Source organism: Streptomyces sp. bgisy159 (assembly GCF_057707805.1).
Map to the genome: position 1 here is coordinate 22,302 of NZ_JBYIQX010000046.1, position 14,064 is coordinate 36,365.

The 14,064-nt window shown below is 67.1% G+C and carries 25 protein-coding genes; all 25 read right to left on the minus strand.

What is annotated here, in order from left to right; all coding sequences use genetic code 11:
- Positions 1-66 precede the first annotated feature (66 nt).
- The 25 genes from AC3ET3_RS30510 to AC3ET3_RS30630 all read right to left on the minus strand — a co-directional run bounded on the left by AC3ET3_RS30510 (position 67) and on the right by AC3ET3_RS30630 (position 14,014).
- Complete coding sequence (locus tag AC3ET3_RS30510; protein WP_435613271.1) at positions 67-489, minus strand: hypothetical protein; 423 nt, start codon at positions 487-489, stop codon at positions 67-69.
- The gene (locus AC3ET3_RS30515) at positions 482-1,027 is read right to left on the minus strand and encodes a C40 family peptidase (protein ID WP_435613272.1); all 546 of its coding nucleotides are present in this window, start codon (positions 1,025-1,027) and stop codon (positions 482-484) included. The genes AC3ET3_RS30510 and AC3ET3_RS30515 overlap by 8 nt, the downstream gene beginning before the upstream one ends.
- Positions 1,024-1,245 (minus strand): hypothetical protein, encoded by a 222-nt coding sequence (locus AC3ET3_RS30520; RefSeq protein ID WP_435613273.1) that lies wholly within the window; start codon positions 1,243-1,245, stop codon positions 1,024-1,026. The genes AC3ET3_RS30515 and AC3ET3_RS30520 overlap by 4 nt, the downstream gene beginning before the upstream one ends.
- On the minus strand, positions 1,242-1,514 hold the full coding sequence (locus tag AC3ET3_RS30525; RefSeq protein ID WP_435613274.1) for a hypothetical protein: 273 nt from the start codon (positions 1,512-1,514) through the stop codon (positions 1,242-1,244). The genes AC3ET3_RS30520 and AC3ET3_RS30525 overlap by 4 nt, the downstream gene beginning before the upstream one ends.
- On the minus strand, positions 1,511-1,939 hold the full coding sequence (locus AC3ET3_RS30530) for a hypothetical protein (protein WP_435613275.1): 429 nt from the start codon (positions 1,937-1,939) through the stop codon (positions 1,511-1,513). Before AC3ET3_RS30530 ends, AC3ET3_RS30525 begins: the two co-directional genes overlap by 4 nt.
- A complete protein-coding gene (locus tag AC3ET3_RS30535) occupies positions 1,939-2,349 on the minus strand; it encodes a hypothetical protein (protein WP_435613276.1) in 411 nt (136 codons plus the stop codon). Before AC3ET3_RS30535 ends, AC3ET3_RS30530 begins: the two co-directional genes overlap by 1 nt.
- Complete coding sequence (locus tag AC3ET3_RS30540) at positions 2,346-2,651, minus strand: hypothetical protein (RefSeq protein WP_435613277.1); 306 nt, start codon at positions 2,649-2,651, stop codon at positions 2,346-2,348. The genes AC3ET3_RS30535 and AC3ET3_RS30540 overlap by 4 nt, the downstream gene beginning before the upstream one ends.
- Entirely contained in the window at positions 2,645-2,827 is a 183-nt protein-coding gene (locus tag AC3ET3_RS30545; RefSeq protein ID WP_435613278.1) for a hypothetical protein, read from the minus strand. The genes AC3ET3_RS30540 and AC3ET3_RS30545 overlap by 7 nt, the downstream gene beginning before the upstream one ends.
- Positions 2,824-3,006: a hypothetical protein gene (locus AC3ET3_RS30550; RefSeq protein WP_435613279.1), complete on the minus strand. Its 183-nt coding sequence runs from the start codon at positions 3,004-3,006 to the stop codon at positions 2,824-2,826. Before AC3ET3_RS30550 ends, AC3ET3_RS30545 begins: the two co-directional genes overlap by 4 nt.
- Positions 3,003-3,599, minus strand: coding sequence for a hypothetical protein (locus tag AC3ET3_RS30555; protein WP_435613280.1), 597 nt, complete (start codon positions 3,597-3,599; stop codon positions 3,003-3,005). The genes AC3ET3_RS30550 and AC3ET3_RS30555 overlap by 4 nt, the downstream gene beginning before the upstream one ends.
- A 281-nt stretch (positions 3,600-3,880) precedes the next feature.
- On the minus strand, positions 3,881-4,516 hold the full coding sequence (locus tag AC3ET3_RS30560) for an RNA ligase family protein (protein WP_435613281.1): 636 nt from the start codon (positions 4,514-4,516) through the stop codon (positions 3,881-3,883).
- A 64-nt stretch (positions 4,517-4,580) separates the two neighbouring features.
- Entirely contained in the window at positions 4,581-4,796 is a 216-nt protein-coding gene (locus AC3ET3_RS30565) for a hypothetical protein (RefSeq protein WP_432157779.1), read from the minus strand.
- Positions 4,793-5,110, minus strand: coding sequence for a hypothetical protein (locus tag AC3ET3_RS30570; RefSeq protein ID WP_432157778.1), 318 nt, complete (start codon positions 5,108-5,110; stop codon positions 4,793-4,795). Before AC3ET3_RS30570 ends, AC3ET3_RS30565 begins: the two co-directional genes overlap by 4 nt.
- Positions 5,107-5,631 (minus strand): hypothetical protein, encoded by a 525-nt coding sequence (locus AC3ET3_RS30575; RefSeq protein WP_432157777.1) that lies wholly within the window; start codon positions 5,629-5,631, stop codon positions 5,107-5,109. The genes AC3ET3_RS30570 and AC3ET3_RS30575 overlap by 4 nt, the downstream gene beginning before the upstream one ends.
- A gap of 11 nt (positions 5,632-5,642) precedes the next feature.
- On the minus strand, positions 5,643-6,446 hold the full coding sequence (locus tag AC3ET3_RS30580; RefSeq protein WP_435613282.1) for a hypothetical protein: 804 nt from the start codon (positions 6,444-6,446) through the stop codon (positions 5,643-5,645).
- 237 nt (positions 6,447-6,683) lie between these two features.
- On the minus strand, positions 6,684-7,448 hold the full coding sequence (locus AC3ET3_RS30585) for a hypothetical protein (protein WP_435613283.1): 765 nt from the start codon (positions 7,446-7,448) through the stop codon (positions 6,684-6,686).
- A 94-nt stretch (positions 7,449-7,542) separates the two neighbouring features.
- Positions 7,543-8,019 (minus strand): hypothetical protein, encoded by a 477-nt coding sequence (locus AC3ET3_RS30590; RefSeq protein ID WP_432157774.1) that lies wholly within the window; start codon positions 8,017-8,019, stop codon positions 7,543-7,545.
- Positions 8,020-8,311: 292 nt separating this feature from the next.
- Entirely contained in the window at positions 8,312-8,557 is a 246-nt protein-coding gene (locus tag AC3ET3_RS30595) for a hypothetical protein (RefSeq protein WP_435613284.1), read from the minus strand.
- Positions 8,558-8,569: 12 nt separating this feature from the next.
- Positions 8,570-9,157: a deoxynucleotide monophosphate kinase family protein gene (locus AC3ET3_RS30600; RefSeq protein ID WP_435613285.1), complete on the minus strand. Its 588-nt coding sequence runs from the start codon at positions 9,155-9,157 to the stop codon at positions 8,570-8,572.
- 79 nt (positions 9,158-9,236) lie between these two features.
- Positions 9,237-10,499, minus strand: coding sequence for a hypothetical protein (locus AC3ET3_RS30605; protein WP_435613286.1), 1,263 nt, complete (start codon positions 10,497-10,499; stop codon positions 9,237-9,239).
- Complete coding sequence (locus AC3ET3_RS30610; RefSeq protein ID WP_432157770.1) at positions 10,499-10,813, minus strand: hypothetical protein; 315 nt, start codon at positions 10,811-10,813, stop codon at positions 10,499-10,501. Before AC3ET3_RS30610 ends, AC3ET3_RS30605 begins: the two co-directional genes overlap by 1 nt.
- The gene (locus AC3ET3_RS30615) at positions 10,810-12,003 is read right to left on the minus strand and encodes a peptidoglycan-binding protein (RefSeq protein ID WP_435613287.1); all 1,194 of its coding nucleotides are present in this window, start codon (positions 12,001-12,003) and stop codon (positions 10,810-10,812) included. Before AC3ET3_RS30615 ends, AC3ET3_RS30610 begins: the two co-directional genes overlap by 4 nt.
- A gap of 72 nt (positions 12,004-12,075) precedes the next feature.
- Positions 12,076-12,681, minus strand: coding sequence for a hypothetical protein (locus tag AC3ET3_RS30620; RefSeq protein ID WP_432157768.1), 606 nt, complete (start codon positions 12,679-12,681; stop codon positions 12,076-12,078).
- Between the two features lie 35 nt (positions 12,682-12,716).
- Entirely contained in the window at positions 12,717-12,971 is a 255-nt protein-coding gene (locus AC3ET3_RS30625; protein WP_435613288.1) for a hypothetical protein, read from the minus strand.
- Entirely contained in the window at positions 12,968-14,014 is a 1,047-nt protein-coding gene (locus AC3ET3_RS30630; RefSeq protein ID WP_432157766.1) for a DUF5047 domain-containing protein, read from the minus strand. Before AC3ET3_RS30630 ends, AC3ET3_RS30625 begins: the two co-directional genes overlap by 4 nt.
- Between the last annotated feature and the right edge of the window lie 50 nt (positions 14,015-14,064).

Below are 14,064 nucleotides of genomic sequence, written 5' to 3' on the forward strand. Positions count from 1 at the left end.
TCTCGGCCCTACACCCTTGTTATGGGGCGCAGATGACCGGATGTGACGCGAGGCGGACCGCGAATTTCAGTGAGCTGCGCGCCAGACTTCGCCATCCTCGTCGAAGCCGGCGAACTCAAGGCGAGGAACGTGAGTCGACTCGCGCTCGTCGAGGAGGGCGCGGAGACGGGTGATCTCCCGCTGCTTCAGCTCCAGTGCCTCCATGCCGAAGTTGGCTTCGTCGGCCGCGCGACGCCGGGCGGAGAGCCAGGCGAGGCGGTAACGGTCGCGTTCGCCGTGGATGCCGTCGTACGCGGTCACGGCGTTCTCCAGCATGGAGGCCCTGGTATTCACCTGGTCAACGTAGAGGGCGGCCCCGCTCACCTTGGCCTCCGAGACACGAAGGTCTCGGCTCAGCCGCTCGACCTCAGCCCGCAGACGTCCCGGGTCGCAGTGGTCGCAGTGACATGGACCCTCGTCGTAGTCGGGCGTCAAGCACTGCTCAGCCATGCGCCAGCCTCCACAGGTCCCGGTCCGTCGACGACACGCGCTTCGTCCCCAGCAGCCGCCACAGGTCCCCCGGTGTGACGTCACCCGGGAGCCGACCGTCGTCGAAGAGGTGGACCCCCGCACGGAGGTACGCCTCGTCGACGAGCTGAGAGCAGATGAGATGGCCCGTGTCGGCCACGAAGTCACGCACCCAGCGGGGCCGGATGCGGTAGTGCGCGAGTGCGATGGAGGCGTAGTCGAGGAAGCTGTACGGCGTCCCGACGAGGCCACGCGCAGCACCGCAGACCGACATGCGCTCCGCAGCCGTCAACGGGATCCGCCCCGTCGACCAGACGACGGGTTCGTTCGCGTCCTCCAGTGGGATCAGCTCCGCCCCGCCAGGCATGGCCTGGACGATCTGCCCGTTGCCGACGTAGACGTAGGCGTGCTGGACAGGCGCACCGTCGCCCACGAGGTACTGACCGGCGGAGACGAAGGCTCCGGTGAAGCCGCGGATCTTCGTCAGGGCGAAGTCGCCGGGCTGGGGGTAGGTGGTCATACAGCCTCCACGTTGAGTGATATGCGGAACTCGCGTTCGTTGCCGGGGAACGGGTCGCACTCCTCCACGCGCACGTGAAGGGCGTTGTCTTCGAAGCGCAGGGGTGTGAACCGGAGCTGCGGCCCCTCGTCGGGAGTGGTGTAACCCTTGATCCACTCCCCCAGCACATCAAGGGCGAGGTCGCGGACCTCCCCTTCAGCCCAGCCGCCAGGGGTCATCGGACCGCCTCCTCGCTCATGCCGAGCGCGTACCTCTGCCGGAACAGGCGGAAAGGCGTCGTGCGAACGAGCCGCAGGCCACGTCGCAGCCCGCGCGTCCTCTCCCGCGACTGCTCCAGCTCCCATTGCGTACGGGCGAGGAGCCTGTCCCAGTAGGTGAAGCGCTCGCAGCTCTCACACGCTGCCGCGCGGCCGTGCCAGGGGGTTTCGCGGAAGTCGGTGCGTGGCTTTCGGAAGTAGCAGCGAACGCACTTGAGGTGGGTCGTCATGCACTCACCTCCGGGTCGATCACGTCGGCCGCCATGTTGCAGTCGCCCATGTGGTCGTCTGTGTAGTCGCGGAGCCGCTTCGAATTGCGGATCCGCTCCGCGTTCAGATGCGACACGGCCGCGTGGTGGACGTCGATGGCGTCGAGGAGCGCGAGGTTGTGAAAGCCCTCCGGCTCCTCACACGCGGCGTCGATGATGGCCTGACGGGCGCCCAGCACCCTCGCCAAAGCGACGACTACGTCCCGCCCAATCTCCGGGCAGTCCTCCGCGGGGTGGCCCGTGCGCATCGTCTTGCATGCGGCCGGTGGGTGCTGGTCGCACTCGTCGCTCACGTTGTCCGTGTCGACGAGTCCGCAGAGAGCCAGCGCGCACGGGCACGTGGCTTCGATGTGGCCGGGGCCGTCGAAGGATCGTCCGATGTGCATCAGGTCGCCTCCGGGTCGATAAGGTCGGCGAGCTTGTATATGAGTTCGTTCTCCCGCTCGTCGCGCTCGTGCGGCCACGCCTCGTCGCGGAGCTTGTCCGCCAGAGCGTGCGCGTACTCCTTCAGCACCTCGTCGACCAGCCGCTCCGCCTCCGCGCGGTGCGCGTCCATGCGGCCCCGCCGGCTGACGGCGAGGAGGTTCGTCAGGGTGGTGACGAGGGTTCCGCGAGCGGACGTCGCCGTCGTTCCGCCCGGCTCGTAACGCCAGCACGCACGAGTGACAGGAACGAACTTGCTCGCGCAGACCCATCGGCCGTCGTTCAGCTTCGCTCCGTCGTCCTCACTGAAGGCGACGATGCGGTACTGCCGGTCGCCGTCTATGACGGTGTCGCAGAGCTGCGGATCGTTCATGAAGCCGCCTCCGGGTCGATCAGGTCTGCGGCTGCGTCGACGGCGAACCACCCGACGACGCTGTCCGTCAGGTCAGTTCTCTTCTCTCGCTGCCTCTCCGCCAGCGCGTGTACGAACTTCAGCGTCAGGCCGGCGCTCTCTGCGTACGTCGGCGCGTTGACCGCGCTCCAGAACGCTCCGCGGAGTTCCTCCGGCCACTCCGCGGGCGGCAGCGGGAGCCGGCAGGGCGCCTCCGGGTTCCGCGCGCAGGCGGGGCAGTCGCCGTCTCCGTTGGTGTCGTTCTCGCAGACGCTCCTCAACACCCCTGCACCTCCTCCGCCTCCGCGATCAGCGCCGACAGGTCGTCGCCGTTCATGCGCACCGTGGAGATCGTCTCTCCGCGAGCGTTACGCGTGTGGAGGTCGTACTCGATGCCAATGGGGGTGATGGTGACCGACGAGCCGTCGGCCGTGTGGATGGTGGTTCCGCCGTTGATCACTTGCACTCCTCGTACTCGGTAACTGACCGAATGGCCGACTCCCAGACGGCCCCGTGGTAAACCGTGCGGCCGTCGGCGCGGATGGCCACCCATCTGGCGTCGGGCCACACCTCGCCCGGGGCCGTCTTGTAGACCCGGTGCTTGCCGTTTCGAATGCAGCAACGACACGTGGCACTCATGCCTCGTCCGGCTCCTTCAGGGCTGCGTTCAGGTCGTCGATGGACGCCGTGCGCTTGCCGTCCAGTGCCTCTCGGAGCCGGCCGATCAGGGCACGGAACCGGTCACGCTCGGCGTCGAGAGACGCTTTCCACCCTCGCTCGCGCGACTCCGCGGCTTCCCGGTTCCACTTCAGGAGTTTGATCTCCGCGACCAACTCTTCGTGCGTCCATGACGCATAGGTGCTGGCAAACGCCTCCCGCTGCTTGCGCTCGCGCTCCAAGCGATCCACCCGGGCGCGCTCCAGGTCGTCCCAGACCGAGCCGCCGTCACCCACGGTCCCTGTCGGCGTGCTGTAGCCCTGCCCCGGTCCGGGAGCGCCGTCGACGAAGCCGGCCCAGCCTTCGGCTATCCAGCGGCCCAGCACTCCGTGAAGCTCCTCCACCTCGTCGCGGGTGAGCAGGAACGTGCGGCCTCCGCCTGTCGTCGGATGGAAGACGTTGACGAGGACGGTGTCACTCACCGGCGTCTTGTGTGTGGCTCCGACCGTGATCGCGCTGCGCCCTGCGTGCGTCATGTGTTCGTTGAGTGTGTGCATGCGGCTGAACAGGTACACGCTTTCTCCTCTCAGTGCTCCTACGCACTCAGCCCCCGGCGCCGTGGCAACCGGGGGCGAGGTGGGTCGTGTGTGGCTGGCGCTAGACGTCAGCGCCACAGACGTGGCACGGGTACTCCTCCATGTCGTCGTGGGAGCGCGGGCATTCGGTCTCCCCGCGGACGCCGGAGACTTCGGTCGGGCCTTCTTCGATCACTCCCCGCCCCCGCTGTCCCTGCTCGACGCGAGTAGCAGCAGGAGCACGACGAGGACGACGACCCCCGCTCCCCCGGCGGATCCGCTTACGCTGCTGCCTCCCACTTGCCGGCGTCGTTGTTGTCGAGCGTGACCTTGTAGACGTTGCGGGACTGGGAGTGGTAGACGCAGATGCCTTCAGGGTTGGGGAAGCCGGGGGCGGCAACGGAGCCGTGGTGACGGAGGTTCGTCAGCTCGTTCGTGATGGCCTCCTCGCTGAAGACACCCTCGTACGTCTTCGGCACCGGCCGGACGTGGACGCTCCCGACAGAGGCGTCCACGCATCCGTGCCGCTCCGTGTTGAAGAGGCTGAACCGCCGCTCGTTCAGCCCGTACCCCCGCTGAATCCCCCTCCCCCACCATTCGCCGAAGTGGAGGCCCTCGCCGAGGAGCCGGACGAGCGCCTCCGCGTTGTCGTACACCCAGCCGGCGAAACCGTAGTTGTCCGTCGTCTTGCCGGGGGTGATGATGCGGCGCCGGGACTGCGCGGAGACGGCCCACTTCACGCCGTCGACCTCCACCACGTGGAGGCTGCCGTCACCAGGGATGGACCGGATCAGCTCCGCCTCCCAGTCAGCGACAGTCGTCAGATGGATCGCGCTGTTCGTCCCGTCGATCTTCTCCGTCACGACGATGTCCCGGAAGAGCCGCTTCGTCTTGGGCCACTCGCGAAACTCGTGCATTCTCTCTCCTCCATGCATGCGAAGCGGGGCGCCCGGCGTGGACGCCCCGCGTGTGTGACTGGCGTTACTTGCGGCCGAGGATCCTCCGGGCGTACCCGGTCAGCATGTTCAGGCCGATGACGAACAGGACTGCCGTCCCGAAGCCGACCGCCGGCACGACGGCCGCCACGGAGTGCACGGCGCCCAGTACGAGCATGAGGAGCCACGCCTGAAACGGAAGGATCAGTAGGACGGCCAGGCACGCGCCCAGCATCGTGGCCGGGTTGCTCTCCCGCGTCACTCGTTCTCTCCCATCAGGAACCGCGCGAACGCGTTCATCGCGCTCACCTTGTCGGACAGCTTCACACCGTCCTGGTAGCCACGGGCGTTGGTGCTCATGGCCTCCACGTGCTCACGGGCGAGCTTCAGGGCGTCGGCGCGGGACATGGGGGCGGTCTCGGTGGTCTGCTGCTGCTTCGCAGCCTCCATGAGTGCCTGGACATCGCCGACGAGGCCCTCCAGGAGATGTGCTACAGCCGGCGGAATCTGCGCCTCATCGCCATGGTCGATGTGTCCGCCGTAGTTCACGCGGTCCCACAGGTCGACGATGCTCACTCGCTCTCCCCCTTCAGTCGCGTGATCTCCCGCGCCTGGCTGATGATGACGGCCTTCAGCTCGTCGGCGTTGTCCGTGTCGCTCTCTGAGAGCGCGCGTACTTGGTACTGCGCGTACTCCAGGCGGCGCTTCAGCTCCTCGCGCTCGCGCTCGGCGATGCGCAGTTCGCGGCGGATAGGGGCGGTGTCGTCCTGGCGCTCAGCAAGTTTGCGCCACAACTCCGCCTGTTCCCTGGCCTCGTCGCGCTCGTCGCGGATTTTGTCGGCCACGGCGACAACTCGCGCCATGTGGTCCGGGTCCCAGCGGTGCCCGTCGCCCTCGTCGATGTCGACACCCAGCACGTGGGCGACGTCAGCGACGACCTTGCGGGCGTGGCCACCGGACTCGTTCTCTGCGTAGACGGCTTCGAGGGCCACCTTCTCCAGCCCCGCCACAACTCCCAGCGCCTCCGCCTCCAAGGGGCTGTAGGAGCCGGGGCCGGACGCGTAGCGTCGCTTTGCTCGCTCGAACGCAGACATCATCTCGCCGACGATCACGCCGCCCTCCGCTGAGTGCCGGTGACAAATTCTCCACCGCTCGCGATGGGCTTGCCGACGACCCGCTTCTTCGTCACCGTCTCCCAGTCGAACGTGTGCCGCAGGGACAGGAAGTGGTCGAAGATCTCCCGGTCACACTTGACCGGGACGAGGCTCCAGCCCTCCGGGCGGACGTGGAGGACGGCTCCGCCAGCCATCTCCGGGACGGGGATGCTATCCCCGGACCCTGCCAGGATGATGCGGTCGGCGTAGCGGTAAGCGGAGAGCTGGAGCGCCACGGAGTCGTAGACCCGGGCGGACGTCTTCCAGTCGAGAATGACCGTCTCCCCGTCCACCTCCGCGATGGCGTCGAAGGATCCCGCGTAGCGGTGCTCGTCGCTCCAGACCGTCTCTTCGAGGTGGAGGAAGCGAGGCTGGATCTCCGCGAGGAACTCGCGGAACCAGCGCACGTGCGGCTTGACGTCCATGTGGACGTGCCGGTCGTGGACGACCTCCCCTCGGGCCAGGCGCTCGAAGTAGTCGTGCGCCGCGCTGCCCAGGTCCGTCGCCGCCTTGCTCTTCCGCCTGTGCGCGTTCTTGAGGTAGTCGACTGCGCCGGCCGGGTCGCGCTTGCACAGCTCCGAGACGACATCCCAGTTGGTGACAGCCGCCTCCGCGGACTCCTTCGCAGCCCAGAACGTGAGGTAGTCCTTCGGCAGCATGTTGCCGACGCTCGTCACGCCCGGAACCTTGACGCCCCCGTCGTCAGGATCGATGTAGAAGCGGCTCCCGCCGCGCTTGATCGTCGATACTCCGGCCATCCGGCCTCCCAGTGTCGTTGCCTACACCAGGGTTATGGGGCGCAGATGGCCAGATGTGACGCTGGCCGTCGAAGAACTTCCGCCTCCTCCGCCGTGGCCAGACCGCATGCCAAAGTGTCGAACTAACCCGTCTTTTTCTTTCTCTCTAACGCGCGTTAAGAGAAGTAGAAAGTAGGGGTTAGTTCGACACTTTGGCACTCAGTCTGTCCGGAGAGGGAGGAGGACGCCGGCCGACGGTCAGGAGCGCGATTTGGCCTGCGTCAGCTCCCGGAGGGCGCGGATGCGCTCCTCCATTGCTGCTAGCTGCTTGTCCAGCGTCGTGCGCTGCCCGCGCGTCATGTCGTCAGCGATGGCGCCCTCTGACATTTGCGCCAGGATGCCGCTCGCAACCTGTGCGAGGCGTAGTTGATCGGCCGTCGCCTTGACCTCCGCCCCCGTCAGAGTTGACGGAACTGCGTCGGCCTTCACCTCGCCGCGCGGCGCCTTCTCCGACGACTTCGCCGGCTTGGGCTGCTCCGCTGCTGCGATTGCCCGAGTAGCCCGGACGATCGCTGACTGCGTGGCGCGGTTGTCCTGGCCCCGCTCCAGGGGAGATTCCGGGAGGAGGCCGGCACGCTTCAGCTCACGTGGCGTGAGGTAGCGTCGCAGCGCGTTCCCGACGTGCCATCGGACGTTGCCTTTGATTCGCTTACTGTCAGGGTCGTCGTCGATGCCCGCCTGCCGGTACATCTCGTTGACCTTCTGGCGGTACTCGTATCCCTCGCCGCGCCAGTCACCCATCTGCCGGCGCAGGGCGAGCAGGGTGACGGCCACGTTCTTGTAGAGGATCGTCGTTGCGTTCTCAATGCGGACGATCTCCCGCACGTAGGTCGCGCCACGCGCGACGAGGGATTCCTCTGTCTCGTCCTTCAGGTCGTCCAGCTCAAGTTGCGGCAGATCCTTCGCCGACCCCCACGTGAGCGCAGTCGACGTCTCCCGACGTGCTACGTCCTTCGGACTCATCACGGCCTCTCCACGACGCACGGCTGCCCGGAGCACAGTACCGTGAACCACTGACATTGAGTAGACCCTACCGCACAGTAGGAGGACGCGATCATCACGACGTGAATTCCTTACCGCAAACACCGCAGATGACGGGCCCCTGTGCGGCAACAGTCTGTGACATGCGGAAGCTCCGCGGCGGGTCGCACTGGCACTTCAGCGTCAACCGGTCGACGCGCCCTGTCGTCGTCTTGGGCAGCTCCAGATGCGGAAGGGTGAGGGGGATGGCCTCTGTCAGTGCGGCGAGGCCGTCCGCATATCTCGTCCGGGCCTCCTCCGTCAGCTCCACGTCGGCATACCCGACGCCTGCACCCCGGGGTGCGTGAGGGGGCCATCGAAGCCCGACCTCGTCAGCGACGGTCAGGAATTCCCGGTTGTGATAAGCCCCGCGCATGGTGGTGTCCGCGATCTCACGACGCCACGCCAACAGGTGCGCGGCGTCGTGCAGGATCATGGTCAGCGTGGCGTCTGGCCCCGCCTGGAGGATGTCCACATTGATGACGAAGCCCGTGACGGTGCCGTCGTTGTCCACGGCCCATCGCTCCGGGCCATGGTCCTTTCTTCGCGAGGTCGGAGAGATGATCAGTCGTACGGGTGGTAGCTCCGGTACGTCGCTCCGTAGCCGCTCCCATAGGGCGGTCAGGGTGGCGAGTAGCGGGCCGGGTGAGGTCGGCATGCGCGCAGTGTAGGGGGTATGTCGGCCGCCCCAGTCAGTTTCAGGCAGGGCTGCGTGAGTCGACTCATGGTCCCCCAAACGCAAAAAAGCCCCCGCATCCCAGGTGGGACACGGGGGCTTGAGGTGTAGACCTATGGTGTGCGATGCATCACTCCGTCGGTGTGACTCGCTTCCTCGCCGACTCGCCGACGAGGATCGGCAGCAGGACGACGCCGACCGTCGCCGCCTTCTCCACGATGCCGGGGCCACTCAGGGCCGGGACGTAGAGCGCTGCGGCCGTCAGTGCGGCGACGAGGCCGGCACGCAGCCGGACGGGCTCCTGTGCGGCGAAGATCTGGAGCGCCACGTAGGCGCGGAGGGTGAGGCGGTGGACGTAGTCGAAGAGCGCGCGCATGAGTGCCTTTCGTTAGTGGACGTGGAGCGACCGGGCGGACTCCAGGGCGTAGATCTCGTCCCAGACTCGCCCGAGCTGGGCATACAGCTCCGGGAGGTCCTCGTCGTTGCGGACGAGGTAGCGGGCGTCCTCCGGGCCGAGGGATCGCTCCGACTCGTGGTCGAGCTGCGGAACGCCGGGGCGGTCGATGTGGATCAGGTGGAAGCCGGCGCGGACGAGGGAGGCGGCTTCGTTGTGGTACCGGACGTCGGTGATCACGACGGGGACGCCATAGTCGTTGATCTCCTGCGTCTTCTTCAGAGCCGCGCGCAGCCAGAAGTCCTCGTCGAGGGCTCGGATCGCGGCGCCGAACTCCTGGAGGATGCGGCGTACTTCGGGGTGTGCATCCTTGGCCCCCTCCCAGCCGAGGTCCGCCACGACAGTGGACAGGTCGACGCTGTAGTCTCCGTGCTCCGCCAGGTCAACGATCGGGTCCAGCCGGAGCGCCGCCTCCTTCAGCGGGTCGGCCAGGGCCACCCTGCGGTAACCGTGGCCGTCGACGAAGTACCGCCCCGCGGTGTCCTTGCCGGACCGTGCGCGGCCGATGATGCCAACGTTCATCCGCTCCTCCTCCGTGTGGTCTCACAGAGGTAATGGGGCGCAGATCGGAGAATGTGACGCGAGGGTGGAAGATCTTTTGTCAGGACAGCCGGGTCAGCTTGAGGGAGCTGCCCGCCTTCAGCGTGGTCGGGGACGCGTTGGAGGAGTTCTGTGACCACAGGAATGTGATCGATCCCGCGTTGGCGCCGACAACGAGCGTTCCCTTGAACATCGTTCCCGTTGTGGCGTTGAACGTCACGGAGCCGCTCGCCGATGCCACGCCAACGCCGTCGTTGTCCGTCCACACCATGGTGGCCCCGGACGGAACGGACCACGTCGCCTTCAGCCCGCCTCCGCCGCTTGTCCAGACGCCGAGTAGCTCGACGTCGTAGGTCGCGTTGGCCACGACCGTGAGCGTCAGGGCCGGATCCGCCGCGGGTGTCGTGGTCGTGTCTCGGGGGGTGTCACTCGGCTTCACGACGGACCGCGTCGGGGACTGTCCGATGGTAAGGCGGCCGTCAGTGCCCAGTGTGGCTACGCCGGACGCAACGCCCTTCTCCGTTGAGGCCACACCTCCCAGCGCTGTCAGCGCCGCGGAGGCAGATGACGCTCCGGTGCCGCCCTGTGCGACGGGGAGAGGGGCGGAGAGGTTTGTTGCTGTCACCTGCGGGTTCGGGTAGGTGCCTCCCAGGTCGCCGCCTGCGGCGCCGGTCGGAGTCCTGGCGTCGCTCAGCCTCGTGTCGTCCGTTGCCGCAGCTCCGACGTCGGCAGCAGCGAGGACGACGTCCCCTGTCTGGCTGTTCACTGACGTCACAGGGGCGCTGCCGGATCCCGTCAGCACTGTCCCCGCCGGCCAGGCGCCGCCCGCCTTCGGGCCGTACCACGTCACAGCGCCGGGCGTGGTGTCGATGTAGTAGTCCCCGTCCGCGCCCGTGGCGGAGTCTGGCGCACCGGTCCCCGAGATGATCTGGGATCCGTCCGCCCCGGCAGGGCCGGTGACGACGACGTACTCTCCGCCGGCCGGGTCCGTCGGGGCGATGTCCGCGAGGTCGACGGCCGGAGTCGCCGCCGGGAGCGCAAGGTGGTACGTCCGCCCCGTGGCGCGGGCCAGCCGCTCTACGACGGTGTACGTCCACCCCGTGGGATCTACTCCCGGATCGTCGGTGGCCATCAGCACGATTGCGAAGGCACCGTCCGCGTCCAGCTCAGCCACCGCCGAGCCGACGCTAATGACGTCCGCGCTGGAGTAGGTGAGCGCTGCGGGCGGCTCGAAGGTGATCGTCCCTGCGAGCGGGGTTCCGTCCGGCCGGACGAATCGGCCGCTCAGGACGACAGTCGAGATGCCGTCGGGTACCGCAGGCACTATGCGTCTCCTCTCGGTTCCTGGCGGCCGATCAGCAGATGCTCCGCGTCGTGGCCCGCCTGCCACTCACGCACCCGGGCGACGTCCTCTCGGACGCCGTCAATGTCGTCGCGCACGTCGTCAATGCGTGCGTCGAGCCGGGACCCGAGCGACGCCATGGCCGTGGCCACTGCGTCGCGGGTCGCCACTCCCTCCGTCGCCACAGCACCGGCAGTGCGACGCTGGAGCGACAGGAATGCGGGGACAGCCGCGACCACGGCAGCGACGATGACTGACGCTGCCGTGATCATGGCGACGGTGATCTCAGGGCTCATGGGGTCGCCGTGAACCCTCGCTTCGAGGCGAGCCGCCTCAGGGACGCGATGCCAGGGACGCCGTCAGCCGCAGACCCGTGGTACCCGCAGCGACGCTGCCACGCCGCGTAAGCCGCGTCCGTCTTCGTCCCCCATGATCCGTCGACCCACTTCGCGGCGAGGAGTCCCTCCGCCTGGAGCGCGCGCTCAACGACGAGGACTTCGGCCTTGTAGGTCGTGTGGCCGGTGCGGGCTGGGATGTCCTTGCGCCGGGCCGTCAGCAGGTGGGCCAGGGAGACGACGGGCTTCGACGGCTTCGCGGCCGACATCGAGGAGCCGGGCAGCGTGCCCAGCAGCGCGCGGAGAGAGGTCTCACCCGGGACGCCGTCAGCGTCCGACCCGGAGTATCCGAGGGAGCGCTGATAGTCGGCGTAGTTCAGGGTGTCAGCGTCCGACCACCGGGGGCCGGGACCGACCTCGTAGTGACGCCCGAAGCCACGCGCGACGAGGGCGCGTCCGACGGACGTGACGTGGTCACCGTACGCGTTGTAGCCGTAGGTCAGGCCGTTGATGGTGACCTGGTAGCGGGCGACGGAGTCACTGATGGGGCCGGACGTGCCGCCCTGAGGCGTGGTCCCGCCTTCGCCCCCGGCCGCGAGGAGCGCCGCACGGTCGATGTTGCCCGGGTCCCAGTGGTCGTTGCCCGGAACGTGGCAGTGCCCGTAGTGCCCGCCCTGCGTGGCCCACGTGGTGCGGGAGCGGCTCGCGTTGTCGCTGTAGGACGAGGCGAGGGAGCCGGCGGGCCAGACATCCGGGACGCCCCATGACCGTATGGCCCGCATGAGGGCGCGGAAGTTGGGTCCGGGCTTCCAGTACGCCGTGAACGGCTTGCCGGCGTGGGCCAGTACCTCGATCTGAATGCAGACGCGCCCGGTGCGGTTCGTCCGCGTCGACCCGTCGTTCTTCAGCGCCCGCGCACTCTCGCTCAGCGGACCGTACTGCCCCAGACGGTCAGTCGTCGGGTCGTAGAGGATGTGCGGCTCCGACGACACCCGGCTCAGGTACGAGCCGACCGCGCTGAAGGCGGCGTCTCCTCCCCCGCTCTCCGTGGTGTGCCAGACGACGCGGGGCGGAGCCGACGGCGTGTCCATCGCACCGCCGATGTTGCCGCTTCCGATCCGCTCAGCTTCCTTGATCCAGATTTCACCCATGGTCGCCCTCCCTGAGGCATGAAAAAGGCCCCGTCGCTGCGGGGCGTGTGTGAAGTCGTGTGCTGGACGCGGTCACTCGATGGAGTAGCGCATACCGTCGAGACCCACCCAGGCGCTTCGGGACCCGAGCGGCAGAAGGTAATGCAGCGTGCCGTCCGCCCACGCCTCAAGCCGTGCGTGCATGTAGCTCACGCCGGCGTTAGTCGTCCACTGCGTCGGCCCAACGAAGAACCGGGATCCACCGACCGGCCGCGCCTCCGTTGGCAGCGTTGCGAACTGAGTGACATCGTTCGTTGTGAGCGCACTGCCATTCGTTTTGGAAATGGTCCCGCGTAGATGAACGTCGCCGTTCACGATTCGATATCCGGGCGTTCCGGAATTCGCGCTGTAGCCGGCCAGCAGAGACAACGGCTTCCACGGTCCGGGGCTCAACGGCCGCCAAACACCGTCGCCGTCCCGCCGATCCCACCTGTCCTCCGCTATCAGATAGGTGATCATTCCCGGAGCGGGAGCCACCTCACCGGACAACGCTGCGGAGCGGGCGTTGGCGTCAGCGAAACGCATGATCGTGCGGGGAACGATGCCGTTTACGATTTCCTGCGTGGCGACCTCGATATCCGGCGCATCACCAAGCACCGGGTAGGGGATGTTCTGGCCCCATCCGTCGTTACGTGGCATAGCGAGGACGCCTCCAATGCGTCGAGGAATTTGGTTTATGCAAGCGCGCCGTCCACAATCCAGTTGCCGTCGGCGTTCCTGGAAATCTTGACGACGTCGTTGACGGCCGGCGAGGAATAGGACTTGAGGCGTCGGACGCTCGCAACAGGTCCACGCGGCGTTGAAATGTCGACCGTCCCGTCCGCATTCACGGCCGTCACGGTGGCCAGCCCCCACGAGGCTGCGCGTTGGTCTACGGTGACCACCACGAGGCGCTGAACTGCGTCGACGAGGTGGCGAGGAGTCTTCACGAGGCGTCCTCCTTACTTCCTCGGAGGGTCAGGGCGAAGTCTTCCGTGGGTGTGAGTGGGATGGTCAGCGACTGGACAAGGGCACGTGTTTTCCGCCCCGCCCGGATAAGGCGGACGATGTCATTTCCTTCGAGTGCCGGATTCGGCAAACTGTCCACGGACTCCCGCACGCTAGGCGCCACTGCGTCGAATAGCTCGTACTCGGCTGCGGCCTGGCACGCGCCCGTCGTCGTCCACAGGGATGACGAAATGAACTTCGTGACCTTACCGAATGGGCCGCCCCATCTAGTGGGACTGAGTGGGTCAGTGTCTTTCGCCGTTGCACTTACCGGCGCAGTGCCGAGCGCCGTGTTTTCGCCTGATGCCACAACGGCGTTGTAAACGCCCGATCTCGGCATGGAACGCGCGGCAGACACCAGCGTTCCGCCTTCTCCCTCCGCTACATCCCACGCAACGGGGCCGTTTATAAGGTCGGGTAGGTCGGCGATTACGAATCGGTTCTGCGCGTCAACGTATATTTCCGCTTGCATGGCCGTTGCGATCTGAACGACGGCGTCCCAGCGGTCGTTCCCCGCGTCCCAGTTGGCAACGGCGACCAATGGATTACGAGAGTCCGCCGTGGAGTTCACTACCGTCGCGTCGGGGAGCGATTCCCGGATGAGTGCGGTTATCGCGTCGACACATCCTCCGAGACCGCGCGTTGTGGACGGCACTTGGAATGCATCGTCGATCACCGCACATTCCATTGAGGCGCCCGTAACCGTCACGGGGCCGAGATGAACGTCACCGCCGGGCTCGTTGATCCGGAATGTTCCGAGCGGGACCCACTCCTCCGATCCGTTGGAGAACCGGATCCCGCGGGATACGACGAGCTGTTGCCCATAGGCGGCGAGCGGGTCTGTGGCGTCCCACGGGATGTATGTGGGGTCGGCCACCGTCAGGGACAGGGTCCTCCGCGTTTTGCTTCCGCGGTCGACGGTGACCGTGCCCGAGACGATCGGCAGGGAGGCGGCCGTGAGAACGCCTCCGTAGTAGGCGTCCACCCTCGACAGCATCGTGTGCGACGTGGCGAGGGCCTGGAGGAACTGTGCGC

What these genes read in the sequence shown, in the direction of transcription:
- AC3ET3_RS30510 (WP_435613271.1), bottom strand. Translation starts at nt 489, where the DNA reads ATGGCTGAGCAGTGCTTGACGCCCGACTACGACGAGGGTCCATGTCAC.
- AC3ET3_RS30515 (WP_435613272.1), bottom strand. Translation starts at nt 1,027, where the DNA reads ATGACCACCTACCCCCAGCCCGGCGACTTCGCCCTGACGAAGATCCGC.
- AC3ET3_RS30520 (WP_435613273.1), bottom strand. Translation starts at nt 1,245, where the DNA reads ATGACCCCTGGCGGCTGGGCTGAAGGGGAGGTCCGCGACCTCGCCCTT.
- AC3ET3_RS30525 (WP_435613274.1), bottom strand. Translation starts at nt 1,514, where the DNA reads ATGACGACCCACCTCAAGTGCGTTCGCTGCTACTTCCGAAAGCCACGC.
- AC3ET3_RS30530 (WP_435613275.1), bottom strand. Translation starts at nt 1,939, where the DNA reads ATGCACATCGGACGATCCTTCGACGGCCCCGGCCACATCGAAGCCACG.
- AC3ET3_RS30535 (WP_435613276.1), bottom strand. Translation starts at nt 2,349, where the DNA reads ATGAACGATCCGCAGCTCTGCGACACCGTCATAGACGGCGACCGGCAG.
- AC3ET3_RS30550 (WP_435613279.1), bottom strand. Translation starts at nt 3,006, where the DNA reads ATGAGTGCCACGTGTCGTTGCTGCATTCGAAACGGCAAGCACCGGGTC.
- AC3ET3_RS30560 (WP_435613281.1), bottom strand. Translation starts at nt 4,516, where the DNA reads ATGCACGAGTTTCGCGAGTGGCCCAAGACGAAGCGGCTCTTCCGGGAC.
- AC3ET3_RS30575 (WP_432157777.1), bottom strand. Translation starts at nt 5,631, where the DNA reads ATGATGTCTGCGTTCGAGCGAGCAAAGCGACGCTACGCGTCCGGCCCC.
- AC3ET3_RS30580 (WP_435613282.1), bottom strand. Translation starts at nt 6,446, where the DNA reads ATGGCCGGAGTATCGACGATCAAGCGCGGCGGGAGCCGCTTCTACATC.
- AC3ET3_RS30585 (WP_435613283.1), bottom strand. Translation starts at nt 7,448, where the DNA reads ATGAGTCCGAAGGACGTAGCACGTCGGGAGACGTCGACTGCGCTCACG.
- AC3ET3_RS30595 (WP_435613284.1), bottom strand. Translation starts at nt 8,557, where the DNA reads ATGCGCGCGCTCTTCGACTACGTCCACCGCCTCACCCTCCGCGCCTAC.
- AC3ET3_RS30600 (WP_435613285.1), bottom strand. Translation starts at nt 9,157, where the DNA reads ATGAACGTTGGCATCATCGGCCGCGCACGGTCCGGCAAGGACACCGCG.
- AC3ET3_RS30610 (WP_432157770.1), bottom strand. Translation starts at nt 10,813, where the DNA reads ATGAGCCCTGAGATCACCGTCGCCATGATCACGGCAGCGTCAGTCATC.
- AC3ET3_RS30615 (WP_435613287.1), bottom strand. Translation starts at nt 12,003, where the DNA reads ATGGGTGAAATCTGGATCAAGGAAGCTGAGCGGATCGGAAGCGGCAAC.
- AC3ET3_RS30620 (WP_432157768.1), bottom strand. Translation starts at nt 12,681, where the DNA reads ATGCCACGTAACGACGGATGGGGCCAGAACATCCCCTACCCGGTGCTT.